The 23621-nt window shown below is 71.3% G+C and carries 20 protein-coding genes; 11 read left to right on the top strand and 9 right to left on the bottom strand.

Annotation, left to right across the window (positions count from 1 at the left end; genetic code table 11):
* Positions 1–195 precede the first annotated feature (195 nt).
* Genes NNW99_RS28135 through NNW99_RS28115 form a run of 3 tightly spaced genes read left to right on the top strand, consistent with a single transcriptional unit; the run spans position 196 to position 7404 of the window.
* Positions 196–1644, top strand: a complete 1449-nt coding sequence (locus tag NNW99_RS28135; RefSeq protein WP_215121960.1) for a triacylglycerol lipase — start codon at positions 196–198, stop codon at positions 1642–1644.
* Complete coding sequence (locus NNW99_RS39000) at positions 1637–6703, top strand: tetratricopeptide repeat protein (protein WP_215121959.1); 5067 nt, start codon at positions 1637–1639, stop codon at positions 6701–6703. Before NNW99_RS28135 ends, NNW99_RS39000 begins: the two co-directional genes overlap by 8 nt.
* Entirely contained in the window at positions 6700–7404 is a 705-nt protein-coding gene (locus NNW99_RS28115; protein ID WP_251057967.1) for a CHAT domain-containing protein, read from the top strand. Before NNW99_RS39000 ends, NNW99_RS28115 begins: the two co-directional genes overlap by 4 nt.
* Before the next feature lie 13 nt (positions 7405–7417).
* Here NNW99_RS28115 and NNW99_RS28110 read toward each other — a convergent pair whose 3' ends face one another.
* Positions 7418–7714, bottom strand: a complete 297-nt coding sequence (locus NNW99_RS28110; protein ID WP_215121958.1) for a hypothetical protein — start codon at positions 7712–7714, stop codon at positions 7418–7420.
* Between the two features lie 166 nt (positions 7715–7880).
* Here NNW99_RS28110 and NNW99_RS28105 point away from each other — a divergent pair, with 166 nt between their 5' ends.
* Both NNW99_RS28105 and NNW99_RS28100 read left to right on the top strand, forming a co-directional pair.
* A complete protein-coding gene (locus NNW99_RS28105) occupies positions 7881–8726 on the top strand; it encodes a helix-turn-helix transcriptional regulator (protein WP_215121957.1) in 846 nt (281 codons plus the stop codon).
* Entirely contained in the window at positions 8705–8902 is a 198-nt protein-coding gene (locus NNW99_RS28100; RefSeq protein ID WP_215121956.1) for a DUF397 domain-containing protein, read from the top strand. The genes NNW99_RS28105 and NNW99_RS28100 overlap by 22 nt, the downstream gene beginning before the upstream one ends.
* A gap of 61 nt (positions 8903–8963) precedes the next feature.
* Here NNW99_RS28100 and NNW99_RS28095 read toward each other — a convergent pair whose 3' ends face one another.
* The 5 genes from NNW99_RS28095 to NNW99_RS28075 all read right to left on the bottom strand — a co-directional run bounded on the left by NNW99_RS28095 (position 8964) and on the right by NNW99_RS28075 (position 15412).
* Complete coding sequence (locus NNW99_RS28095; protein ID WP_215121955.1) at positions 8964–12083, bottom strand: efflux RND transporter permease subunit; 3120 nt, start codon at positions 12081–12083, stop codon at positions 8964–8966.
* 159 nt (positions 12084–12242) lie between these two features.
* Positions 12243–12926 carry a response regulator transcription factor gene (locus NNW99_RS28090; protein ID WP_215121954.1) on the bottom strand — a complete coding sequence of 228 codons (684 nt, stop codon included), beginning with the start codon at positions 12924–12926 and terminating at the stop codon, positions 12243–12245.
* Complete coding sequence (locus NNW99_RS28085) at positions 12923–14143, bottom strand: sensor histidine kinase (RefSeq protein ID WP_215121953.1); 1221 nt, start codon at positions 14141–14143, stop codon at positions 12923–12925. Before NNW99_RS28085 ends, NNW99_RS28090 begins: the two co-directional genes overlap by 4 nt.
* A 163-nt stretch (positions 14144–14306) precedes the next feature.
* Complete coding sequence (locus NNW99_RS28080; protein ID WP_215121952.1) at positions 14307–14585, bottom strand: hypothetical protein; 279 nt, start codon at positions 14583–14585, stop codon at positions 14307–14309.
* A gap of 23 nt (positions 14586–14608) precedes the next feature.
* Positions 14609–15412, bottom strand: coding sequence for a PspA/IM30 family protein (locus NNW99_RS28075; RefSeq protein ID WP_215121951.1), 804 nt, complete (start codon positions 15410–15412; stop codon positions 14609–14611).
* Positions 15413–15715: 303 nt separating this feature from the next.
* On the opposite strand from NNW99_RS28075, the gene NNW99_RS28070 reads away from it, so the two are divergent.
* Together NNW99_RS28070 and NNW99_RS28065 are read left to right on the top strand one after the other, a co-directional pair.
* The gene (locus tag NNW99_RS28070) at positions 15716–16315 is read left to right on the top strand and encodes a DUF3043 domain-containing protein (protein ID WP_215121950.1); all 600 of its coding nucleotides are present in this window, start codon (positions 15716–15718) and stop codon (positions 16313–16315) included.
* An 80-nt stretch (positions 16316–16395) separates the two neighbouring features.
* A complete protein-coding gene (locus NNW99_RS28065) occupies positions 16396–17100 on the top strand; it encodes a bifunctional 2-polyprenyl-6-hydroxyphenol methylase/3-demethylubiquinol 3-O-methyltransferase UbiG (protein WP_215124495.1) in 705 nt (234 codons plus the stop codon).
* Positions 17101–17157: 57 nt separating this feature from the next.
* Here NNW99_RS28065 and NNW99_RS28060 read toward each other — a convergent pair whose 3' ends face one another.
* Positions 17158–17370 carry a hypothetical protein gene (locus NNW99_RS28060; protein WP_189724613.1) on the bottom strand — a complete coding sequence of 71 codons (213 nt, stop codon included), beginning with the start codon at positions 17368–17370 and terminating at the stop codon, positions 17158–17160.
* Positions 17371–17592: 222 nt separating this feature from the next.
* On the opposite strand from NNW99_RS28060, the gene NNW99_RS28055 reads away from it, so the two are divergent.
* Entirely contained in the window at positions 17593–18792 is a 1200-nt protein-coding gene (locus NNW99_RS28055; RefSeq protein ID WP_215121949.1) for a bifunctional adenosylcobinamide kinase/adenosylcobinamide-phosphate guanylyltransferase, read from the top strand.
* A 124-nt stretch (positions 18793–18916) separates the two neighbouring features.
* Here the strand turns inward: NNW99_RS28055 and NNW99_RS28050 are convergent, their stop codons facing one another.
* On the bottom strand, positions 18917–19954 hold the full coding sequence (locus NNW99_RS28050; RefSeq protein WP_215121948.1) for a class I SAM-dependent methyltransferase: 1038 nt from the start codon (positions 19952–19954) through the stop codon (positions 18917–18919).
* A 156-nt stretch (positions 19955–20110) separates the two neighbouring features.
* Between NNW99_RS28050 and cobT the strand changes: the two genes are divergently transcribed.
* Positions 20111–21220: a nicotinate-nucleotide--dimethylbenzimidazole phosphoribosyltransferase gene (gene cobT / locus NNW99_RS28045; RefSeq protein ID WP_215121947.1), complete on the top strand. Its 1110-nt coding sequence runs from the start codon at positions 20111–20113 to the stop codon at positions 21218–21220.
* A gap of 141 nt (positions 21221–21361) precedes the next feature.
* A complete protein-coding gene (locus tag NNW99_RS28040) occupies positions 21362–22060 on the top strand; it encodes a hypothetical protein (protein WP_215121946.1) in 699 nt (232 codons plus the stop codon).
* On the opposite strand, the gene NNW99_RS28035 is transcribed toward NNW99_RS28040, so the two are convergent.
* The gene (locus NNW99_RS28035) at positions 22000–22764 is read right to left on the bottom strand and encodes a hypothetical protein (RefSeq protein WP_215121945.1); all 765 of its coding nucleotides are present in this window, start codon (positions 22762–22764) and stop codon (positions 22000–22002) included. The two genes, NNW99_RS28040 and NNW99_RS28035, sit on opposite strands and share 61 nt — an antisense overlap.
* 60 nt (positions 22765–22824) lie before the next feature.
* Here NNW99_RS28035 and NNW99_RS28030 point away from each other — a divergent pair, with 60 nt between their 5' ends.
* Entirely contained in the window at positions 22825–23607 is a 783-nt protein-coding gene (locus tag NNW99_RS28030; RefSeq protein ID WP_215121944.1) for an adenosylcobinamide-GDP ribazoletransferase, read from the top strand.
* Positions 23608–23621 lie beyond the last annotated feature (14 nt).

The raw sequence follows: 23621 nt of genomic DNA, 5'->3' as shown, positions 1-23621 counted from the left end.
CCCGTAGCGGGTACGAGAGGGGTGACGCCGACCGGCACCGTGCCCGGCGTCGCCCCTTCTTCACGCAGGACACAGGACGCAGGCCAGCGCGCATTTCATGTTTCGTGCGGACAGTTCCGCATTCCTCGTGTCCGGCCCGCTCTACCGTCATTACGCTGACCCCTCACAGCACGACGTGCACCATTCGGGGGCGGCATGACGACACAGCGCTGCCGGGTCGACGATCTCGTGGTCGTGGTTCCGGGGATCATGGGCAGCCGGCTGACGGACGCGGACGGGAACGAGTTATGGGGGCTCTCGGGAAAGGCCCTGCTACGAGGGATCAGGACCTTCGGAAAGTCCGTGACCCGGCTGGCCCTCCCGTCCGACCTGGGAGACGGCCACCCCGGTGACGGCGTCCGGCCCGCCGGGCCGATGCCCGATCTGCACGCCCTGCCCGGGGTCGGGCCACTCGTCGACGGCTACAACGGGCTGCTGGACTGGCTGGAGCGACACTTCACCCTGCGACGGCGGCTGCCGGGCGACGACCCTCGCACACCGGTGAACCTGGTGGACTTCTCGTACGACTGGCGGCTCTCCTGCCGGTACAACGCCGAACGGCTCGGCGAACGGGTGGAGGAGGAACTCGGCCGCTGGCGTGCCTCTGCACCCGGGCGGGCGGAAGCCAGGGTCGTGTTCGTGGCCCACTCGATGGGCGGGCTGGTGACCCGGCAGTACATCGAGATGGGCGGCGGCGCGGAGGTCGCCCGGCAGGTGATCACGCTCGGGACGCCGTACCGGGGCTCACTGGACGCCCTGCTGTACCTGGTGAACGGGCTGCGGCCGGGCTTCGGCCCGCTTCGGCTGAATCTGGCGCGGTTCGCCCGCAGCCTGCCGTCCCTGCATCAGCTCACCCCGGACTACGCGTGTCTGGAGGGTGGCGGCACGGACGCGGACAACCTCCGATACGCGCGTGAGGTCACCGGGCTCCCTGGGGTCGACGAGGCCCTGCTCAAGGACGCGGCGCTGTTCCATGCGGCGTTGCACGAGTCCCGGACGGGGGCCGCGTACGGGGTGGAGTACCTGCCGGTGAGCGGGGTTCTGCAGCCCACTCCGACCACGGCCCGGCCGGGGGACGACGGCCGGCTCTCGCCGCTGCTCACCATCGGCGGCGCGGACGAGGGCGGCGACGGGCGTGTGCCCCGTCTGTCCAGCGCCCATCTCACGGGCGTACGGCGACCCGCGTACACCCCGTGGGAACAGCACGGTTCGCTGCAGAACAACTCCGCCGTCCGCTGGGCGCTGTGGGGGTGGCTCACACCTGAGCTGCCGGTGCACCGGGGTCCGGAGGAGTACGCGGCGGCAAGGCCGCTCGGGGTGCGCGTGCCGGAGGTGCTGGCGGCAGGCAAGGCGGCGGAGGTCGAGGTGTCGGTCCCCAGGGACGTCCCCGGGCACGACGAGCTGGCGCTCGCCCTGAGTGTGGACGACGGCCCCGAACGCTCGCTGCGGAACCGGGGCGACGGGCGCTACACCGCTCCGCTCACCGGTCTCGCCCCCGGAGCCCACCGGCTGAGGGTCGGCGCACGGCACGCTCCGGAGGCCTCGGTGACGGCGTTGACGCTGGTGATGGGGCACGAGGGGGAAGAGGGCACCGAGGATGAGTGAGGCTCCGGAGTTCAGGGCCACCGCGCTGTGTGTGGTGTGCGAGTCGTACGACGACTCTCGTACCTTCCCTCAACTGGTGGGCGTCAAGGCGCAGATGGAGGAGATCGCCGGCCTCCTCGAAGGGCTGGGCTTCGACGTGCGGCTGGTGGGCGGGGGGAACCCGGACCGGGCGGCCTTCGACCGGGAAGTCGAGGAGTGGAGCGAGGGCTGGCGGCGCTCGGGGGGCCGCAAGCCGGCGTTGATCCTCTGGTCGGGGCACGGCGTCCTCGCCGACGACGAACTGCGGCTGGTCCTCAGTGATCTGAAGCCCGGCGACCATGTGGGGACGCGGAAGGTCCGGATACGCAGGCAGGGCGTGTCCACCGAAGAGCTGATCGGATACGCCGTCTCCTCGGATGCCGATCAGATCCTGGTGGTCGTCGACACCTGCTACGCGGGCGACGGCGTCGGGGACGGCATCCAAACCGCCCTGAAACACTGGTCCGAGATCTCCCTTCCGCCCGGCCGGACCAAGTGGCTCGGCAGCATGGCGAGCTGCCAGCGCAACGAGACGTCGGACGGCGGCGGACCGCTGCTGCGGGCACTGGCGGCGGTGCTGCGGGAGGGGCCACGCACGGACGAGTACCTGAGCGCGTGGAGCGCGCACAACGAGCTGGTCAGTGGGGTCGAGCTGCTGACGGCGCTGGCGACCAGGTGCGAGTCGGAGGGCCAGCGGCCCGCGCGTGGCACCGCGGGCGACGAACGACCGGCGTTTCCCAATCCTCTCGCCCGGCCGGGGACCGCGCCGACCCTCGTGGAGCACCTGGTGCTCGCCGCGCGCGGCGTGGGGCACCGGGAAGAAGGCTGGTTCTTCAGCGGACGGCAGCGCGTACTCGGAAAGATCATCACGTGGATGGAGGCGGCGGCTCCCGGTCTCTTCCTGGTCACCGGGCCCGCCGGGTGCGGCAAGTCTGCGGTGCTAGGACGCGTCGCGACGCTCGCGGACCCCGAGCAACGACAGGAGGCAGAGCGGCAGGGAGCCCTCCGGGAGGGTGACCCGGACCCGGGTGTACGGGACGTCCGGACCTTCGCGGCCGTGCATCTGCGGGGCCTGGACGCGACACAGGCCGCCGCGGAACTCGCCGCCCGGCTGGGGTTGCGCGAGCCGAGGAACGCGGACGCCCTGAGAGCCGAGCTGCGTGAGCTTCCGACGCTTCCCGTCCTGGTCCTCGACGGTCTCGACGAGGTGCCGGCCGAGCACACCCAGGGCGTGATCGAGGAGCTGGTCTTTCCGCTGAGCCGGATGCTCCCGGTGCTGGTCGGCTCCCGGGAACGGCCCTTCCGGGGCAGGCTGAAGGAGGGCGAGACCCTGCCGGACGCCCTGGTCCGCCACATCGGCGACAGCGTCACGACGGTGGACCTGGAGGCCGAGCCGGACACCCGGCGGGACATCGCCGAGTACGTACGGCGGCGCTGCGAGGCCGCCGAGGTCGACGGGGCCGGGGTCGCCGAGGCCCTGGCGGACCGCGCGACGGCACAGGACGGGGGGTTCCTCTTCGCCCGGCTGGTCACCGGCTTCCTCGTCGCACGACTCCAAGAGCCCGGGAGCCTCCGGGACACCGATGACCTGCTCGCCGGGCTGCCCGAGTCCGTGGAGGCCGCGTTCGAGGAGGATCTGCGTTCCGGCCCCCAGCGGGTACGCGACGACGGCACCGAACTCCCCTCGGCTGCGCGGGACCTCCTCACGGCGCTCGCTTGCGCCGCCGGCCGGGGCATGCCCGCGGGCGGAGTCTGGGAGGCGGTGGCCTCGGCGTTCGGCGGTCAGGGGGTTGTCTACGACGAGGGCGACCTGGACTGGGTTCTGTCCGCCTACGGCCGCTACATCGTCGAGGACGGTGCGGGCTCACAGGCCGTGTACCGGCTGTACCACCGGGAGTTCGTCTCACATCTGAGGAGGCGCGAGGGGCCCGAGGGGGCGGCCGCCGAGGTGGTCGTGCTGTGGGCGGTGGTGGACCTCCTCAAGCGGCAGGCCGAGGCCGGCGGCTGGGAGCGGGTCGATCCGTACGTACGGACCTGGCTGTCCCGCCACGCTGCGTGGGCCAGCGTCCCGGGGCCGGGCATCGACGTGCTGCGTGACCTTGTGGTGTGGGATCGGGAGAACGCGCTGCCGCATCTGGGGAAGGCGCTGCTTGAGGTCTCCGTCGCCTTGTCGGGGAACGCTCATCACACGGTTGCCGCAGAATTCGCTCGTGAGGCAACCGACATCTATAGGGACCTGGCTGACAGGGACAGGAGCTATCTCCCCGACCTCGCCGGATCGCTCAACAACCTCGCCATCTGCCTGGCCGAGACCGGAGACCGCCAAGCTGCCCTCGAACCCGCCCACGAAGCCGTACGCATCCGACGCCAACTCGCCCACACCAACCCCGCCGCCTACCTCCCCCACCTCGCCACGGCACTCAACAACCTCGCCAACCACCTAGCCCAGACCGGAGACCGCCAAGGCGCCCTCGAACCCGCCCACGAAGCCGTACGCCACTACACCCAACTCACCCACACCAACCCCGCCACCTACCTCCCCCACCTCGCCGGATCACTCAACAACCTCGCCATCCGCCTGGCCGAGACCGGAGACCGCCAAGCTGCCCTCGAACCCGCCCACGAAGCCGTACGCCACTACACCCAACTCACCCACACCAACCCCGCCGCCTACCTCCCCCACCTCGCCACGGCACTCAACAACCTCGCCGCAACCCTGGCCCAGACCGGAGACCGCCAAGGCGCCCTTGAACCCGCCCACGAAGCCGTACGCATCCGACGTCAACTCGCCCACACCAACCCCGCCGTCTACCTCCCCGACCTCGCCGGATCACTCAACAACCTCGCCAACCGCCTGGCCGAGACCGGAGACCGCCAAGGCGCCCTTGAACCCGCCCACGAAGCCGTACGCCACTACACCCAACTCACCCACACCAACCCCGCCGCCTACCTCCCCCACCTCGCCACGGCACTCAACAACCTCGCCAACCGCCTGGCCGAGACCGGAGACCGCCAAGCTGCCCTTGAACCCGCCCACGAAGCCGTACGCATCCGACGCCAACTCGCCCACACCAACCCCGCCGCCTACCTCCCCCACCTCGCCACGGCACTCAACAACCTCGCCAACCACCTAGCCCAGACCGGAGACCGCCAAGGCGCCCTTGAACCCGCCCACGAAGCCGTACGCCACTACACCCAACTCACCCACACCAACCCCGCCGCCTACCTCCCCGACCTCGCCATGGCACTCAACAACCTCGCCAACCGCCTGGCCGAGACCGGAGACCGCCAAGGCGCCCTTGAACCCGCCCACGAAGCCGTACGCCACTACACCCAACTCACCCACACCAACCCCGCCGCCTACCTCCCCGACCTCGCCATGGCACTCAACAACCTCGCCAACCGCCTGGCCGAGACCGGAGACCGCCAAGCTGCCCTTGAACCCGCCCACGAAGCCGTACGCCACTACACCCAACTCACCCACACCAACCCCGCCGCCTACCTCCCCGACCTCGCCGGATCACTCAACAACCTCGCCGCAACCCTGGCCCAGACCGGAGACCACCAAGGCGCCCTCAAACCCGCCCACGAAGCCGTACGCCACTACACCCAACTCACCCACACCAACCCCGCCGCCTACCTCCCCGACCTCGCCATGGCACTCAACAACCTCGCCAACCACCTAGCCCAGACCGGAGACCACCAAGGCGCCCTCAAACCCGCCCACGAAGCCGTACGCCACTACACCCAACTCACCCACACCAACCCCGCCGCCTACCTCCCCGACCTCGCCATGGCACTCAACAACCTCGCCAACCACCTAGCCCAGACCGGAGACCACCAAGGCGCCCTCAAACCCGCCCACGAAGCCGTACGCCACTACACCCAACTCACCCACACCAACCCCGCCGCCTACCTCCCCGACCTCGCCATGGCACTCAACAACCTCGCCAACCGCCTGGCCGAGACCGGAGACGAACCAGCCGCCATCCAGGCCTACACGGACACAGCCGCCGGGCTCGCTCAGGCCCACCCGGCCGCCGCACGCACGATCGAGTACGAGCGTGCGGCCTTCCAGCTCGGACGTCCCGAGCCCACGCGCGCGTTCGGTCTGCTGGGACTCATCCGCATCGTCAACGACGAAACGGCCGAGCAACCAGGTGAGATCGTCCTGCACGCCAGACAAATGATCCGGGCCCAGGCCCACACATCCCGTGACAGTCGCGAGTCTCTGGAGCACACGTGGCGGCAGGAGACAGACACCGCCACCCCGGACTGGCTGTCGCTCTCGGAGGACACTCTGAACCTGGTCGTCGAGTGGGCGAACACGCCCACCTGGACGGACAGCCGGACCTTCTGGTCACGTCACGCCGACGCCCTCGGCGCTGACGAAGCCGCGACAGCATTGGCGGAGTTCGCGCTCGCTTGGCCGGTCGCCGAGCAGCACCAGCGCATCAGGGAACTGGTCCTCTCCGAAGGCATGGACGCCGTCTTCTCGGCCCTGATCCTCCGGGACACGCTCTCAGGCTGGTTGGAGTGCGAGGGCTGGGACGACTCGAAGCGCTTCTTCCAGGAGAACAGCGAAGTCCTCCTCAACGAGTCCGCAGAGAAGGCCCTCACCGAAACCGACGACGTCACCCCTGGCGTCGCGGTTCACCCGGCTCTCCTGCGCATCGCCCGCTCTGAGGACATCGACACCGCGTTCCAGTGCGTCCAGGACCGAGGCGCCCTCCAGCGGCATGTTCTCCGTGCTCTGAACGACGGTGACGCCCAGGCACTCGCGTACGGCGCCGCCATCGAAGGCTCGGTCTTCAACGACGCGTTCTCCTCCGCCACCCACCACCAAGCCGCCCTCCTCCTCGCCGGCGACCCGGAGTCCCTGGACCTGGACGCCCTCGCCGAGGCGGCGTCCGAAGCAGACCCGGAGACCCGCAACCGGCTCACCTCCGAACTGGCGGCCCTCGCCACCCGCTCCCCCGACCCGCAGCACACCGCTCACTGGTTTCGCCTGGTGCAAGCCCTTACCCAGACCCGTCCATGACACCGGTGTACGTGGTCTGCCTGGTCCTGGCAGCCGCCCCCGCTCTCCCGAACGCGCCCAACGTGCTGGAGGAGCACCGCGACATCCAGCAGAGCATCACGTACTCCCGCTACGGCCACACCGTCCGGCTGGACACCCTCCCAGCCGCCCGCTGGGACGACCTGACCCAGTACCTGGCCGACACCACACCCCAGGTACTCCACTTCGCGGGGAGGGGTACACCCGACAGCGGCCCCCGGTTCGTCACCGACGACGGCGGTGAGGCACCGGTCGCCCTGGACGGCCTGCGTCGCTGTGTCACCGCTGCCACCGCCAACGGCCTTCATCTGCTCGTCCTGAACGCGTGCTGGACCGCCCACCTTGCCAAGGAGTTAAGCGACGCCGTTCCCGCCGTCATCGGCTGGCAGGCCGAGGTCGCCGACGTTCACGCACGCGGCTATGCACGGGTCGTCCACCGCAATCTCGCCGCGGGCGAGTCCGTGGCCAAGGCCCACGGGACCGCTCGCATGATGCTGGACCTGGCCGGTTGCACGAGCCTGCCGACGCTGCACACCGGCGATGGGCGCATCCCCGAGGCACACTTCCTCATCGGTCCGGAGGCACGCTCCGTACCCCGACGGGAACCGCTCAGCCTCCGCTACCAGCAGTCCGGCGCCCACCTGCGCAAACCGCGCTTCCGCCCGCCGCCCCCACAGTTCTGACCAACCACCGGGCTCATTCGCCCGACAGCCGCGCGCCCCGGCTCGCCGCGATCCGCAGCGCGTCCGTGAGCGCCTCGGCGAGTCGTTCACCCGCAAACCTCAACTCCCTGCCGCCCACCGCAGGTTCACCGAGGAGCGACCTGGCCGCGGTGAGGACGTACGCGGCCGAGTCGAGCAGTTCGGCCTCCAACTCGTCGGCCATGCGGGAGAGCCGGCTGCCGTCGTCGTCCGTGCTGAGGTAGCACGGGCGTCCGTCCGGAGTGGTCCATGGCAGCAGTCTCAGGGGCGCACCCGTTCCGTCGCGCATCATCCGCCGCTCCTTTCGAACCCGTTCCGCTGACAGGCGTGAACACCGGTGATTACCGTGTGTGCCTCCATCGTCGCGCTGCGGCATACGTCCTCGACAGGAGCGCCGCGTCCCGGGACCGAGAACGGGACATCCATAGCAACCTCAACGGCTACAGAGAGGCCAGACCATGGCGTTCAAGCCACAGACCCTCACCCCGTACCTCTCCGCGCGCCACTACTTCGGCGCCGAGCAGCGCCGTCACCGTGAGGCCGCGAGGCTCTCCCTCGTACAGCTCGCGGGCATCGTGAACTCCAGCAAGAGCACCCTCGCCCGCATCGAGACCGCCGAGTTGATGCCTCCCCCGGACCTTCCCGACCGGCTGGACGCGGCGTTCGGCACGGACAAGCACTTCCACGGGCTGTACGAACTGGCCAAGCGGGAGGCGCATCCGGATCAGTACCGGCGGTTCATGGACTTCGAGGCGCAGGCGGAGGTCGTCGAGAACTTCGTAGCGCAGGCGGTGCCAGGGCTGTTGCAGACCAAGGAGTACGCCCGCGCGCTGCTCAGCGTGCAGGAGGCCCTGACTCCGGAGCAGGTGGACGAGCGAGTCAACGCCCGACTCTCCCGGCAGGACCGGCTGCGCTCGGCCGAGCGTCCCCTGCGCTGGGCGATCATCGACGAGGCGGTTCTCCGGCGAAGCGTCGGCAGCGCAGAGTGCATGCACAAGCAACTGGCCCGGTTGCTCGAACAGGTGGATACTCCGGACAGCAAGGTCCAGGTGCTGCCCTTCAGTTCCGGCCCGTACTCGTTGATGGGCGGCACCCTGACTCTGCTGACCCTTCCCAACGGCTCCGCCATGGCCTACGAAGAGGGAATCCGGGTCGGGCATCTCTACGAGGACCGAACCTCGGTGAAGGAATGGCGACGGCAGTACGAGGTGCTGCGCGCCAACGCCCTCCCTCCGGCCGCTTCGGCGGAGCTGATCCGACAGGCGATGGAGGACCACAAGCCATGCGACACACCCCCGAACTGAACTCCGCCCGCTGGCGCCGGAGCAGCTACAGCAACACCAACGGGGGCGACTGCGTCGAGATCACCGAGGACTTCCCCGGCGTCGTCCCCGTCCGCGACAGCAAGAACCCCCACGGCCCCGCACTCGTCGTCCCGGCCACCGCCTGGGACACGTTCGTCACGTCCCTCAAGGGCTGAAGTCGAAGGGGGCGCCCCGTGACCATGAGCCACGGGGCGCCCCTCGCCATACCTACTGCTGTCAGACCTGCGCCGGCTCCGGCTCCTCCGCCGTCTCCGAGCGCTGGGCCGGGAGGCCCTTCTTCGCTGCCCGCTTCTTCGCCCGGCGCTCCTTGCGGAGTTCGAACATCGCGTACAGCGTCGGGACGAGGAGGAGGGTGAGGAGGGTCGACGTCACCAGGCCGCCGATCACGACCACGGCCAGCGGCTGGGCGATGAAGCCGCCCTCGCCGGTGATGCCGAGGGCCATGGGGAGCAGGGCGAAGATCGTCGCCAGGGCGGTCATGAGGATCGGGCGCAGTCGGTGCCGGCCGCCCTCGATGACGGCCTCGACGACGCCGTAGCCCTGCTTGCGGTACTGGTTGATCAGGTCGATCAGGACGATCGCGTTGGTCACCACGATGCCGATCAGCATGAGCATGCCGATCATGGCGGGGACGCCCATCGGGGTGCCGGTGGCCACCAGGAGGCCGATGGCGCCGGTGGCGGCGAACGGGATGGAGACGAGCAGGATCAGCGGCTGGACCAGGGACTTGAAGGTGCTGACCAGCAGCATGAAGACGATCGCGATAGCCGCCAGCATGGCCAGGCCCAGGTTGGCGAACGCCTCGTCCTGGTCCTCGGAGACACCGCCGATCGACGCCGTGGCGCCCTCCGGGAGCTTCAGCGCGCTGATCTCGGACTGGAGCTTGGTGCTCACCGCGCCGGTGTTGTCGCCGGTCGGCTTCGCGGAGATGGTGGCCGCGCGCTGGCCGTCGATCCGGGTCATGGAGACCGGGCCGTCGATCTGCTTCACCGTGGCGATGTCGCCGAGCTTCACCGCGCCGAGGCGCAGGTCCTGAAGCTGCTTCAGGGTCTGTGCGGGCTTCGCCGAGCGGATGACGACGTCGCGCTCGCTGTCGTCGAGGGTGGCCTTGGCCGCGTTGGTGCCGCGGATCGCCTGCGCGACGGCGGCGCCGAGGGTCTGGTCGTTGAAGCCGGCCGCGGCCGCCTTGTCGTTGGCCTTCACCGAGATGCGCGGCACGCTCTGCGCCAGGTCGCTGGTGACGTCCGTGACGTCGTCGAGCTCGGCGACCGTCTTGCGGACCTGCTCGGACGCCTTGCGCAGGACCTCGGAGTCGGCGGCCTTCACCACGACGCTGAGGTCCTGGCTGCCGAAGCCGTCACCGGCGGCGATGGTGGTCGTGCCGATGCCCTTGAGACCGGCCAGACCCTTCTCGATGTCGTCCTGGACGTCCTCGAACGGCACGGAGTCGTCCAGCATCACCTGGTACGAGGCCTGGTTGGAGTCCGTGCCGCCGCCGAAGGCGGCCATGAAGCCGGAGGAACCGATGGTGACCTGGTAGTCCTTGACGCCCTTGGTGTCGGCGAGCAGCCGCTCGACCTTCTCGGCCTGGGCGTCGGTCGCCGCGAGGCTGGTGCCGGGCTTCAGCTCCTGCTTGACGTTGAGGACCTCCTGCTCGCCCTGGTCGAAGAAGTTCGTCTTCAGCAGGGGCGCCATGCCGAACGTGCCGATCAGGACGACGATCGCGATGGCCACGCTGGTGAGGCGGCGGCGCGTCGCGAAGCGCAGGACCGGGACGTAGATGCGCTGGAGGCGGCTCTTGGCCTCCTTCTCCTCGGCGATCCGGCGTGCCTCGTCGGCGTCCTCGGGGGTGCCCTTCGGGGGACGCAGGAACCAGTACGACAGGACCGGGACGACCGTCAGGGAGACGAGAAGGGACGCCAGCAGGGCGGCGGTCACCGTCAGGCTGAACGAGCCGAACAGCTCGCCCACCATGCCGCCGACCAGGCCGATCGGCAGGAACACCGCGACCGTGGTGAGCGTCGAGGACGTCACCGCGCCGGCGACCTCACGGACGGCCTGGAGGATCGCCGAGTTGCGCTCCTCGCCGTAGCCGAGGTGCCGCTTGATGTTCTCCAGGACCACGATCGAGTCGTCGACGACGCGGCCGATGGCGATCGTCAGGGCGCCCAGCGTCAGGACGTTCAGCGACAGGTCGCGCGTCCACAGCACGATCAGGGCGAGGACGACCGACAGCGGGATGGACACCGCCGTCACGAGGGTGGAGCGGATCGAGGCCAGGAAGACCAGGATCACCAGGACCGCGAAGAGCAGACCGAGCGCGCCCTCGGTGGTCAGGCCCTTGATGGACTTGGAGACCGCGGGGCCCTGGTCGCTGACGACCGTGAGGTCGGCGCCGGAGCCGAGGTCCTTGCGCAGGTCCGGGAGCTTGTCCTGGACGGCCTCGGAGATGGCGACCGCGCTGCCGTCGCGGTCCATGGTGACGGCGACGGAGAGGCTGGGCTTGCCGTCGGTGCGGGTGATGGAGTCGGCCGGGGCCTCCTGCTGCTTCACCGCGGCGACGTCGCCGAGGCGCACCGGCTTGCCCTTGCCGGGCTCGCCCGTGACCATCAGGTCCTGGATCTGCTTCAGCGAGGTGAAGCCGCCGCCGACCTGGACCGTGCGGTTGGCGCCGTCCTCGTCGAAGGAGCCGGCCGGGACGGTCGCGCCGCCCGCCTGGAGCGCCTCCATGAGGGACTGCGGGGTGAGACCCGCCTTCGCGAGCCCCGCGTTGTCGGGGGTGACGGCGACCTGGAGGTCCCGCACACCGTCGACGGTGACCTGGCCGACGCCGTCGATGTCCTTGAGGTCCGGTACGACGGTCTTGTCGAGCTGGTCGGCCAGGGCCTGCTGGTCCCGCTCGGAGCTGACGGCGAGGACGACGGTCGGCATGTCGTCCGTGGAACCGGCGACGATCTGCGGGTCGACGTCGTCCGGGAGCTGGACGCGGGCCCGGTTGACGGCCTGCTGGACGTCGGCGACGAGCTGCTTGGTGTCGTTGCCGTAGTCGAAGGACGCCATGATCACGGCGTTGCCCTCGCTGGCGGTGGAGGTGACGCCGCTGATGCCGTCGACGGCTTCGAGGTTGTCCTCGATGGGTTCGACGACCTGCTTCTCGACCACGTCCGGGGACGCGCCCTGATACGGCGCCAGCACGGACACCATGGGCAGTTCGATGGTGGGCAGGAGCTGCTGCTTGAGCTGGGGTATCGCGATCGCCCCGAAGACGAGCGCGATGATCGACATCAGCCCGATCAGGGCCCGTTGCGCGAGGCTGAATTTCGACAGCCAGGACATGGGTGAGGGTCTCTCTTCTGTTAGCGGCAGAAGCGGCAGCGAGCGCGCAGATGAGCACCCGCCCTAACACCCTGAGCCATGGAGGACCCCGGATTCGTAGGCCCCAGGTCCATTTCCTTATGCCGCGCATACTCCGGGCGCAGTACACCCGGGTCGGGCTCACTCCACCCTTGGACGGACCAGTCCGGACTCGTACGCAGTGACCACGAGCTGGGCCCTGTCCCGGGCGCCCAGCTTGGCCATGGCCCGGTTGACGTGCGTCTTCACCGTCAGCGGGCTGACCTCCAGACGCTCGGCGATCTCGTCGTTGGAGTGCCCGCCGGCGACCTGGACGAGCACTTCGCGCTCCCGTCCGGTCAGCGAGTCGAGCCGCTCGGCGCGGGCCGGGTCGCGCTCGCCGTCGTCGGCCGGGTCCTGGGCGAGGAAGCGGGCGATGAGGCCCGTGGTGGCCGCCGGGGACAGCAGGGCCTGGCCGCCCGCGGCGGTCCGGATGGCGGTCAGCAGCTCCTCGGGCTCGGAGCCCTTGCCGAGGAAGCCGGAGGCCCCGGCGCGCAGTGACTGCACGACGTAGTCGTCGACCTCGAACGTCGTCAGGATGACCACGCGGACGTCGCCCAGTTCGGGGTCGGCGCTGATCATGCGGGTCGCGGCGAGACCGTCGGTGCCGGGCATCCGGATGTCCATGAGGACGACGTCGGCGTGCAGTTCCTTGGTCATCCGCACCGCTTCCGCGCCGTCGGACGCCTCCCCCACCACCTCCATGTCGGGCTCGGAGTCGACGAGCACTCGGAAGGCGCTGCGCAGCAGCGTCTGGTCGTCGGCGAGCAGGACACGGATGGTCATGCGGGGTCCTCCCCGGTCGGTGTGCGGTTCTTGACGGGCAGGATCGCATGGACGCGGAAGCCGCCGCCGTAGCGGGGACCGGTGGTGAGGGTGCCGCGCAGGGCGGTGACGCGCTCCCGCATGCCGAGCAGGCCGTGCCCGCCGCCGTTGCCCGGGTCCGCGTCCTCGCCGCTGCCGTCGTCGAGCACGGTGATCTCGATGTTCGGTCCGACCCGTACGACGCTCACCTCGGCCTTGGCGTGCGACCCGGCGTGCTTCTGCACGTTCGTCAGGGCCTCCTGGATGATCCGGTAGGCGGCCAGGTCTACGGCCGCGGGCAGGGCGGTGCCCTGGTCGGTGCGGGCCACCTCGATGCGCTGTCCGGCGTTGCGGAAGGTGCCGGCGAGTTCGTCGAGGCGGTCCAGGCCGGGGGCGGGTTCGGTGGGGGCCTCCGGGTCGCCGGACTGCCGGAGCAGGCCGACGGTGGCCCGCAGCTCGTTGAGGGCGGAGCGGCTGGCCTCCCGGACGTGCGCGAGCGCTTCCTTGGCCTGGTCGGGGCGTTTGTCCATGACGTGGGCGGCGACGCCGGCCTGGACGTTGACCAGGGCGATGTGGTGGGCGACGACGTCGTGCAGATCCCGGGCGATGCGCAGGCGTTCCTCGGCGACCCGGCGGCGGGCCTCCTCCTCGCGGGTGCGTTCCGCGCGTTCCGCGCGTTCCCGGATGGCCTGGATGAAGGCGCGGCGGCTGCGGACGGCGTCGCCGGCGGTGGCGCCGATGCCGGCCCAGGCCACGATGCCGAGGTTCTCCTGGGCGTACCAGGGCAGGGTGCCGGCGGCCATGGCGGTGCCGGTCAGCACGGTCGTGGTGAGCAGGCCGACCCGCCAGGTGGTGGGGCGGTCGGTGGTGGAGGCGACGGTGTACAGGGCGATGACGGCCGACATGGCGACGGGGGTGCGGGGGTCGCCGGTGACGGACTCCACGACGGAGACCGTGCCGGTGAGGGCCAGGACCGTCATGGGGGCGCGGCGGCGGAAGACCAGCGCGGCGGCGCCGAGGACCATGAGGACGAGGCTGAGGGGGTCGGGGGTGCGCAGGGCCCAATTGACGGTGTCGCGGTGCCTGGGCTCCACGAAGGAGCCGGCGACCATGCAGGCCAGGACTGCGGTGGCCAGGACGGCGTCCACGGCCAGGGGGTGTGCCTTGGCTTGGACTCTGACCCGCGCGAGTGTGCTCACGGCTGTTTACGGTAGCTGGGCGGGGTGTGCGGGGGTATGGGGGCCGGGTGTGAGGTGCTCGGCGTCGGGGCTCGGGTCGGGTGGGTCCGCAACCCGGCGGCGCGGGGTGCCGCTGCGCCCACCCGTGCCGCCCCTTGCGGCACGCATGCCCGCAGCTAAGCAATCAGCCGGGGATCAGGCCGTCGTCGCTCAGGAAGTCCCGGACCTCCTCCAGGGTCGCGTCGGGGGACGGGAGGATCAGTTCGGATGGCTCCAGAGAGTCGTCCGGGAGGGGGTCGCCGAGGTCGCGGACTCTGGTCAGCAGGGCCTGGAGGGTGCGGCGGAAGGCCGGACCGTCGCCGTTCTCCATTTCCGCCAGGAGCTCGTCGTCCAGCTTGTTCAGCTCGGTGAGGTGGCCGTCGGCCAGCCTCACCTGGCCCTCCCCCATGATCCGTACGATCATGTCGCCCTCCTAGGCGTGGGCCCCTACTGCTTGTCGAAGCGCGGGGTGTCCTGCGACTGCTGCCGGTCCTGCTGCTGCGACTGGCTCGTGCCACCTTCGATGGCCTGCTGGTCGGCGGCGGGGCCCCCGGCCAGCTCCTGCTTCATCCGCTGCAGTTCCAGCTCTACATCCGTACCACCGGAGAGCCGGTCCAGCTCGGCCTGGATGTCGTCCTTGTGCATGCCGGAGGGGTCGTCCAGCGCCCCGGAGGCGAGCAGTTCGTCGATCGCGCCGGCGCGGGCCTGGAGCTGGGCCGTCTTGTCCTCGGCGCGCTGGATCGCCAGGCCGACGTCGCCCATCTCCTCCGAGATGCCGGAGAAGGCCTCGCCGATCCGGGTCTGCGCCTGGGCCGCCGTGTACGTCGCCTTGATCGTCTCCTTCTTCGTACGGAAGGCGTCGACCTTGGCCTGGAGCCGCTGGGCCGCGAGAGTGAGCTTCTCCTCCTCGCCCTGCAGCGTCGCGTGCTGGGTCTCCAGGTCGGTCACCTGCTGCTGGAGGGCGGCCCGGCGGGACAGCGCCTCACGGGCCAGGTCCTCACGGCCCAGCGCGAGCGCCTTGCGGCCCTGGTCCTCCAGCGTGGAGGACTGCTTGTTCAGCTGGGCGAGCTGCAGTTCCAGGCGCTTGCGGCTGGTCGCCACGTCGGCGACGCCGCGGCGCACCTTCTGGAGGAGCTCCAGCTGCTTCTGGTACGAGTAATCGAGGGTCTCGCGCGGGTCCTCGGCCCGGTCAAGGGCCTTGTTCGCCTTCGCGCGGAAGATCATCCCCATACGCTTCATGACACCGCTCATGGGCTTCGCGCGCCCCCTTCTGACCGAACCGGCTCCAGCTCCTGCGACAGAACCCACAGTACGGGCCCTGCATCCATTACCGCACTGTTCGGGGACGGATGCGCTCATCCCCAAGGACGACTGTGGACGGCACCGCTCCGGCGTAGGGAGTAGGTGATCCCCGGGTTACCGGAGGCATACATCCCGGGAAACGACCGGAGCCGTACACATCGTCCCCTCTGTCCCCATACAGACGACTGGTGTTGCCGGATCGTTCCCCACGGGACTGGGGTCCATGCCCGGAAGCCCTTACCCTTGGGTTTTGTGTTCCGTAGCCGTGCGAAGGATGAGAAGGCCCAGGACGCCGTGAAGGCGCCGGAGACCGACTCCAGTCAGCCCCGTCACCCCGAGGCCCGCAAGGGCCGCCCCACGCCCAAGCGCAGTGCGGCCCAGTCGCAGCGCCGCAGCGTGGCCAACACGTCGACGACGCGCAAGGAGGCCGCCAAGCGACAGCGCGCGGAGCGCCGTACCGCGATGGAGCGCCAGCGTCAGGCGCTGGCCAGCGGCGACGAGCGGTATCTGCCCGCCCGCGACAAGGGACCGGTCCGCCGGTTCGCGCGCGACTTCGTCGACTCGCGGTTCAACATCGCGGAGTTCTTCCTGCCGATGGCCGTGGTCATCCTCGTGCTGAGCATGGTGCGCGTGCCCGCGCTGCAGAACATCGCGCTGCTGCTGTGGCTCGTGGTGATCGTGCTGATCGTGCTCGACTCGTTCCTCTCCGCCTTCCGCCTGAAGAAGCAGCTCGCCGAGCGGTTCGCCGGCGAGAACAAGCGGGGCGCGGTCGCCTACGCCCTGATGCGCTCCCTCCAGATGCGCCGGCTCCGGCTGCCGAAGCCGCAGGTCAAGCGCGGAGAGCGGCCCTGACCACGACGCCGTTTTCCGAGAGCGCGGCGAAAGCCCCGGTGACCGGGCCGGGCGGGTTGCGCGATGTGGTCCGGCAGGAGCTGGTCGCCCGGCAGCTGGACGAACAGATATCCGGGCGGTTCCCGGTCGGGCAGCGGCTGCGGGTGCTCGACGTGGGCATGGGCCGAGGCACGCAGGCGCTGCGGCTGGCCCGGGCCGGGCACCAGGTGACCGGTCTGGAGCAGGACCCGAGGATGGTCGCCGTGGCCCGGGAGTCCCTCGCGGGGGAACCCGAGGGCATCCGGAAGCGGATGCGGATCATCGAGGGCGACGGCCGGGACACCGGTGTGCACTTCCTGCCGGGCGCCTTCGACGTGGTCCTGTGTCATGGCGTGCTCATGCACGTCGAGGAGCCCGACCCGCTGCTGGCGGGTCTCGCCCGGATGCTCGCGCACGGCGGACTGCTGTCCCTGCTCGTGCGCAACGGGGACGCGCTCGCCCTGCGGCCGGGGCTGTCCGGCGCGTGGGCCGACGCGCTGACCGCCTTCGACACGACCGCCTACCGCAACCGGCTGGGGCTCGACGTACGGGCCGACCGGCTGAAGGATCTGACGTCCACGCTCGCGGGCATCGGGGCGCCGCTGCACGCCTGGTACGGGGTGAGCGTGTTCACCGACTCGGCGGCGGACGACGCGGAGGTCCCGGGTGACGCCCGGACGCTGCTCGCGGTGGAGGAGAAGGCCGGGCGGACGGATCCGTACCGCGGGGTGGCGGCGCTGCTGCACCTGTGCGGTGTGCGGGGCTGACGCCCCCGGGGCCATGGAAGAGGGGGTGGGCGAGGGCCTTCGGCCCCCGCCCCGGGCTCACGCCTCGGCCGCGTGCAGACTCATCGGGCCGTAGATCTCCGTGGCGTCCTCGAACAGACGCACCTGGTCGGCACCGCCCTCCTGCAGGGCCTTCCAGTGCTCGCCGATCCAGGACTCGGCGTCCCCCTGGGTGGGGAAGTCCTCCGGCGGCACCGCGGGCTGGACCTCAGTCCCGTCGGTCTTCTCGAACCGCCACGTCCATGCCGCCATGTACGCCTCCCATGTGTGAGCACCTTGCACAGCAGGAGCCGGATCTTGGTCCGGCTCCTGTCCCCGAGCGTAAGCGTTCCGCTGGGTGGGGCGTTATAAGCGTTGCGGGAGTGCGGGTTCTTGGGTGTGTGCGGGTCGTATTGGGCTGGTCGCGCAGTTCCCCGCGCCCCTTGGGGCGTCTCCGTCACGCATGACCCATGGTCACGGGTGAGAATCGGGGGCGTGGAACTTACTCTGCTCGGTACTGGCGCTCCTGCGGGGCTTCCCCGGCCCGACTGTCCCTGTGCTAATTGTTCGGCGGCTCTTGGGCCGGATTCTCGGGCGGCTACCGCGTTGCTGCTGGACGGGGCGTTGTTGCTTGATCTGACGCCCGGTGCGGCGTTCGCGGCGGCTCGGGCGGGGCGTTCGCTGACCGGTGTGCGGCAGGTGCTGTTGTCGCATCCGCATGACGGGCCCGCGGTCGAGGTGCCGGCCGGGGTGCCGCAGCCCGGACGGGTGCCGGACGGGCAGGAGTTGACGCTGCTGACGGGGCACCGGGTGCGGGCGGTGGCGATGGACGCGCCGGGCACGGGGTACGCGGTGACCGGGCCGGAGGGGCAGCGGCTGCTGTATCTGCCGCCGGGCGGGGCGCCGGCGGGGCTGGCGGAGCTCTCCGAGCCGTACGACATGGTGCTCGCGGATGTCGGAGGGCGGCCGGACGCGTTGGCGAAACTGCGGGCCGTGGGGGCGGTGGGGCCGACGACCGATGTGGTCGCCGTCCATCTGGACCATGACGTGCCGCCGGGCCCCGAACTCGGGCGGCGGCTCGCGGCGGCCGGGGCGCGGGCGGTGCCGGACGGGGCGACGCTGGCGGTGGGGGCGTACGAGGACGTGCCGGACGTACCTCGGCGCACGCTGGTGCTGGGCGGGGCGCGGTCGGGCAAGTCCGTGGAGGCCGAGCGGCGGCTGGAGGCCTTTCCCGACGTGCTGTACGTGGCGACGGGCGGGTCGCGCAACGGGGACACCGAGTGGTCGGTGCGGGTGGCCGCGCATCGGGAGCGGCGGCCGGGGTCGTGGCGGACGGTGGAGACCTGCGATCTGGTGCCGTTGCTGGCGGAGGAGGGGCCGCCGCTGCTGGTCGACTGTCTGTCGTTGTGGCTGACGGACGCGATGGACTCCGTCGGGGCGTGGGACGACGCGGTGTGGGCGGAGCGGGGGGAGAAGGCGTTGCGGGAGCGGGTGCGGGAGTTGACGGAAGCGGTGCGTTCGAGTCGGCGGGCTGTTGTCGCCGTGTCGAACGAGGTGGGGTCGGGGATTGTGCCGGCGACCGCGTCGGGGCGGCGGTATCGGGATGAACTCGGGCGGCTGAACGCGGGGTTCGCTGAGCAGTGTGAGCAGGTGCTGTTGGTGGTGGCGGGGCAGGTTGTGGTGCTGCGGGGGTGAGCCGTGCGGGCCGCCTTGGGCTGGGGCAGGTGGGTGCGCAGCCCGGCGTAGCGGGGTGCCGCTGCGCCCACCCGTGCCGCCCCTAGCGGCACGCATGCCCGCAGCGGGGGGGGGCGGCTCGCGGTTAGGCCGGTTTGCGGGCGATCACCCTGTACGTGTTCGCCATCCGTGTGCGGCGGGCCAGCGGAGCCAGTGCGTGGTCCGCCAGGGCCGCCAGCCCCACCAGGGGAAGGCCCGCTCGTAGCAGGGCCTCCCTGGCGTGGCGTTGGAAGGGGGGTGGGGGGATCGCTCGCCAGGGGGTGTCCGGGGTGGGGAGGGCGTGGGAGAGGGCCAGGGAGGTCGCGCCGGAGAGGTCGTGGGGGATGTGGGTGGGGCGGTGGTCGAGGGTGAGGACCGTGCAGCCGGTCGTCTCCAGTTCGGCCCGGAGGTTGCGCGGGGGCAGCAGGTGGAGGTGGCGGGGCTGGTCGTAGGGGAGCCACCAGCGGCCGAGGAGCGCGGCGAAGACGCTGCGGGGGTCGAGGGTCTCGACGAGCAGGTGGCCGCCGGGGCGCAGGACATGGAGGGCGGCGCGGAGTTCGGCGCGGGGGTCGGGGGCGCCCTCCAGGTGGTGGAGCATGCTGACGACGTCGTAGCGGGCGCGCAGCGGGCCCGAGATCCGGGGGTCCGACAGGCGGCCGACGTGGGCCTCCTCGACGCGTTCGGCCGCGACGGCCCGGGTCACGTCGGGGTTGACGTCCAGGCCGTCGAAGGAGGTGTAGGGGAAGAACTCCCGGGCCGTCGCCGGGAAACGCGCGCTGCCCGTCCCGACGTCCAGCCAGCTCTCCGGCTCCCCGAACGGCCGCATCGCCCGGACGGCCGACAGATGGCGCTGCCGGCTGCCGCGCAGGGCGACGAGGGCGTCGGCCGTGGGGTCCAGGGGCGCCCCGCGCACGGTCCGGTGGTAGTGGGCGAGGCCCTCGGCCGTGAGGCGGGGGTTCTGGAAGGTGTGGCCGCAGTCGCGGCAGTCGTCGACGGTGAAGCTGCCCGGCTTGTACTGCCGCAGGTCACCGGTGCGCAGCCGGTTGCGCAGCCGGCCGGAGCCGCACCAGGGGCAGTCCTCGCGGCGCGGTTCGTGCACCGGCGCGGGCGCCTGGGGGACGGAGGGGGCGGGAAGTTCGGGCATGGGCGGCTCCCGGGCGCGAGGCGTACGGCAGGGACGTACGACAATCCGCTGCAAACGGGAACGTATGGGATGCCGATCTTGGGTGCAACGACGTCGCCGTGACGGAGTCGCGATGTGGCGCCGTGCTGTTCGATCGGTGCCGGTACTGTTCGGCGAATGAGCTCGCTTAATCTCGACGACTTCACCGATCTGATCGAGCGTCCGGACGGCGGGATCCGCCGTGACGCCGAGGCACGCCGGGAGCGGCAGATCGTGCCGCCAGGGTCGCTGGGCCGGCTCGACGACCTGGGTGAGTGGCTGGCGGCGGCGCAGTCCGCGGTGCCGGTGCGTCCGGTCGAACGGCCGCGGGTGGTGCTCTTCGCCGGTGACCACGGCGTCGCGGAGCTGGGTGTCTCGGCCCGTCCTGCGGGCGGTGCCGGGGAGTTGGCGCGCGAGGTGCTGGAGGGCGGCCGGCCCGTCTCGGTGCTCGCGCGGCGGCTCGGCGTGCCGGTGCGGATCGTCGACATGGGCCTGGACTGCGATCCGGAGACCCTGCCCGAGGATGTCGTACGGCATCGGGTGCGGCGCGGCAGCGGGCGGATCGACATCGAGGACGCGCTGACGGCCGAGGAGGCCGAGGCGGCGTTCCTGGCCGGGGTCGCGGTGGCCGACGAGGAGGCCGACTCCGGTACGGATCTGGTGGTGCTCGGCGATGTCAGCGTCGGCGGGACGACGGCCGCGGGCGTGCTGGTCGCGGCGCTCTGCGGGGTCGACGCGTCGGTCGTCACCGGGCGGGGCGGGCTGGCGATCGACGACCTGGCGTGGATGCGCAAGTGCGCGGCGATCCGTGACGCGCTGCGCCGGGCCCGGCCGGTGCTCGGGGACCAGTTGCAGTTGCTGGCGACGGTCGGCGGGGCCGATCTCGCGGCGATGACGGGCTTCCTGCTGCAGAGCGCCGTGCGGAAGCTGCCCGTGGTGCTCGACGGGGTCGTGACGGCCGCGTGCGCGCTGGTCGCGCAGCGGATCGCGTTCCGGGCGCCGGACTGGTGGCTGGCCGCGCACGACAGCGGTGAGCCCGGGCAGGCGAAGGCGCTGGACCGGATGGCCCTGGAGCCGCTGCTGACGCAGGGCGTGACCGTCGGGGAGGGCGCGGGCGGGCTGCTGGCGCTCCCCCTGGTGCAGGCGGCCGCGGCGCTGGCGGCGGAGCTGCCCGAGAAGCCGAAGGAGTCCGAGCGGCCGGTGGAGCCGGAGGGCACGGAGGACTCCGAGGTTCCCGCCGAGCAGTAATCGCCCTGGAGATCCAGGTCACGCACACCTGGCTCAACTTCGTCCCGTTCCGGTCGGTCTTCGCGTGTGGTGTCGGTTTGACTGAGCCACAGGCACCGCGCACATCCGCTGCCGCACCGGCCCCTGGACGAGGACGACCCGATGACCACGCTCGCCCGCTGGGCCCGCGCCGAATGGGGGCGGCTGTACGCCGCGGTGCGCGGGCCGCTGCGGGAGCGGCGGCTGCGGGCGGTGCCGATGGCGGCCGGGGCCGTGTGCCTGACGTCCGTGCTCCACTTCGCGCACAACCAGCCGTGGGGTTACGGGTTCGTGCAGGACATCGGTGCCGTACGGGCCGAGGACCCGCTGTGGCTCGCGCTGCTGCGGACGCCGCTGTCGCTGTTCGTGCCCGCGCTGGATCTGCCGGCGTGGGGTGCGCTGGCGCAGATCCTGCTGGTGTTCGGCATCGCGGAGATCTGTCTGGGGTGGCGGCGGACCCTGCTCATCGCCTACCTGGCGACCCTCGCGGGCACGCTCTACGCCCGCCTCGGCATCTGGCTGGGCCCGGACTCCCCGCTGGGCCTGCCCGCCTCGGACGCGCGGGTCGTGGACACCGGGCCGTCGGCGGCGGTGGTGGGCCTGGCGGTCTACCTGGGCCTGCGCTGTCGGGCGTATGTCACGGCGGCGGCGGTGATCGTGGCCATGGCGGTCGAGGTCGTCCTGAAGGAGAACCTCGCGGGCAAGGAGCATCTGGCGGCGATCGCGGCCGTGCTGGTGCTGTGCGCGGCCGAGGCCCTGCGTCAGTGGTGTTCGAGGGACCGGACGGGCTCGGGGTCGGGCGCGCCGCCGATCCAGTCCTGAAATCTGCGCCGGGGGCCCACCCAGCGGCGGTCGTGGTGGTAGGCCCGCAGGCCGGACTTGGCCCGGGCGTGGGGACGGTTGCGGTAGAACCGCTTGGCCCAGGGGGAGGTGGGGCGGGCCAGCCGTACGGCGCCGACCAGGGCGACGAGGGGGATGATCACGCCCAGGACGGCGATGCGGACCTTGCCCTTGAACAGGGCGATGAGGGCGAAGCCGAAGTTCACGAGGACGTTCCCGAGGACGACGGCGCGGTTCTGCTGCTGGTCCTCGGAGAGGTCGTCGACGCCCAGCGGCGAGAAGCCGAGCAGGAGCAGGCCGACGAGGGACGCGGTGAGGACGACCATCTCGACGCTCTTGCGGCCGTCCGGGGTCCAGTAGACGTCGGCGAGGTGCAGGACCAGGGCGAACTCGTCGAGGACGAGTCCCGCCCCGATGCCGAAGAGCACCGCGGCGAGGCAGGAGCCGAAGCCGTACTGGCCGCCGGCGACCGCGCCGAAGCCGCCGATGATCGTCAGGATGACGCCGGGCACCACGTGGTGGACATGGACACCGCCGCTGCTGCTGATGTTGCGGAAGGGGCCCTTGCCCGCCCGGATGAGGCGGGTGATGCCCCGGGTGATCACGAACGTCATCACGAAGGAGACGAGAGCGAGAAGCAGCGGCAGCTTGCCGGGTTCCATGATGTTCCGCTCGAACCATCCCATATGTGAACTTTATCCTCGGCTACCGTGCCCGCTCTCCTGACCGGCCGGTAGCCTGCGCCGGTGTCCAGAACCTCGCCCCTCGACGGTCTCCGCTTCGCCTTCGGCACCCTGACGGTGTTCCCGGTCCGGGTGACCCGGTGGGACCGGGAGGCCGCGCGCGGCGGCATGCTGTGCGCTCCCCTGGCCGGGCTGGCGGTCGGTGCCGCTGCCGCCGCCGTGGGGCTGGTGCTGCTGTTCCTCGGTGCGGGCGGGCTGCTCGCCGCCGTGGCCACCGTCGCCGTGCCGGCCGTCCTCACCCGGGGGCTGCATCTCGACGGGCTCGCGGACACCGCCGACGGCCTCGGCAGCGGCAAGCCCGCCGAGGACGCGCTGCGGATCATGAAGCAGTCGGACATCGGGCCGTTCGGGGTCATCGCCCTCGTCCTCGTCCTGCTCGCCCAGGTCACCGCCCTCGCCCAGGCCTACGACGCCTCCTGGGCCCGGGGCGCCTTCGCCGCGGTCGTCTCCGCGACGGTCGCCCGGCTGGCCCTGACCCTGGCGGCCCGGGCCGGGGTGCCCGCGGCCCGGCCGGAGGGGCTGGGGGCGGCGGTCGCGGGCGTGGCGCCCCCGCGCGGGGCGCTGCTCACCGCCGTCGCCGTCACCGGGGCGGCGGCAGCGGGGAGCGCCTTCTGGGGGCCGTACGACGTGGTGCGGACCGGGTGCGCGGTCGTCCTCGCCCTGGTCGCCTCCGAAGCGCTGCTGCGGCACTGCACGCGCCGCTTCGGCGGGGTCACCGGGGATGTCTTCGGCGGGCTCGCGGAGACGGCGGCGACGACGGCGCTGGTCGTCCTGGTGCTGGGCTGACGGATCGAGCCCGG

The sequence above is a fragment of the Streptomyces sp. CRCS-T-1 genome (assembly GCF_024442335.1).
In the GTDB taxonomy this organism is placed as follows: domain Bacteria; phylum Actinomycetota; class Actinomycetes; order Streptomycetales; family Streptomycetaceae; genus Streptomyces; species Streptomyces koelreuteriae.
The sequence above is the reverse complement of the archived record's forward strand: the minus strand, read 5'-3'. Positions and strand labels throughout refer to the sequence as shown.

Excerpts from the sequence above, each read along its gene's own strand:
- NNW99_RS28135 (WP_215121960.1), top strand. The coding sequence starts at position 196 with ATGACGACACAGCGCTGCCGGGTCGACGATCTCGTGGTCGTGGTTCCG.
- NNW99_RS39000 (WP_215121959.1), top strand. The coding sequence starts at position 1,637 with ATGAGTGAGGCTCCGGAGTTCAGGGCCACCGCGCTGTGTGTGGTGTGC.
- NNW99_RS28115 (WP_251057967.1), top strand. The coding sequence starts at position 6,700 with ATGACACCGGTGTACGTGGTCTGCCTGGTCCTGGCAGCCGCCCCCGCT.
- NNW99_RS28110 (WP_215121958.1), bottom strand. The coding sequence starts at position 7,714 with ATGATGCGCGACGGAACGGGTGCGCCCCTGAGACTGCTGCCATGGACC.
- NNW99_RS28105 (WP_215121957.1), top strand. The coding sequence starts at position 7,881 with ATGGCGTTCAAGCCACAGACCCTCACCCCGTACCTCTCCGCGCGCCAC.
- NNW99_RS28100 (WP_215121956.1), top strand. The coding sequence starts at position 8,705 with ATGCGACACACCCCCGAACTGAACTCCGCCCGCTGGCGCCGGAGCAGC.
- NNW99_RS28095 (WP_215121955.1), bottom strand. The coding sequence starts at position 12,083 with ATGTCCTGGCTGTCGAAATTCAGCCTCGCGCAACGGGCCCTGATCGGG.
- NNW99_RS28090 (WP_215121954.1), bottom strand. The coding sequence starts at position 12,926 with ATGACCATCCGTGTCCTGCTCGCCGACGACCAGACGCTGCTGCGCAGC.
- NNW99_RS28080 (WP_215121952.1), bottom strand. The coding sequence starts at position 14,585 with ATGATCGTACGGATCATGGGGGAGGGCCAGGTGAGGCTGGCCGACGGC.
- NNW99_RS28075 (WP_215121951.1), bottom strand. The coding sequence starts at position 15,412 with ATGAGCGGTGTCATGAAGCGTATGGGGATGATCTTCCGCGCGAAGGCG.
- NNW99_RS28060 (WP_189724613.1), bottom strand. The coding sequence starts at position 17,370 with ATGGCGGCATGGACGTGGCGGTTCGAGAAGACCGACGGGACTGAGGTC.
- NNW99_RS28050 (WP_215121948.1), bottom strand. The coding sequence starts at position 19,954 with ATGCCCGAACTTCCCGCCCCCTCCGTCCCCCAGGCGCCCGCGCCGGTG.
- cobT (WP_215121947.1), top strand. The coding sequence starts at position 20,111 with ATGAGCTCGCTTAATCTCGACGACTTCACCGATCTGATCGAGCGTCCG.
- NNW99_RS28040 (WP_215121946.1), top strand. The coding sequence starts at position 21,362 with ATGACCACGCTCGCCCGCTGGGCCCGCGCCGAATGGGGGCGGCTGTAC.
- NNW99_RS28035 (WP_215121945.1), bottom strand. The coding sequence starts at position 22,764 with ATGGGATGGTTCGAGCGGAACATCATGGAACCCGGCAAGCTGCCGCTG.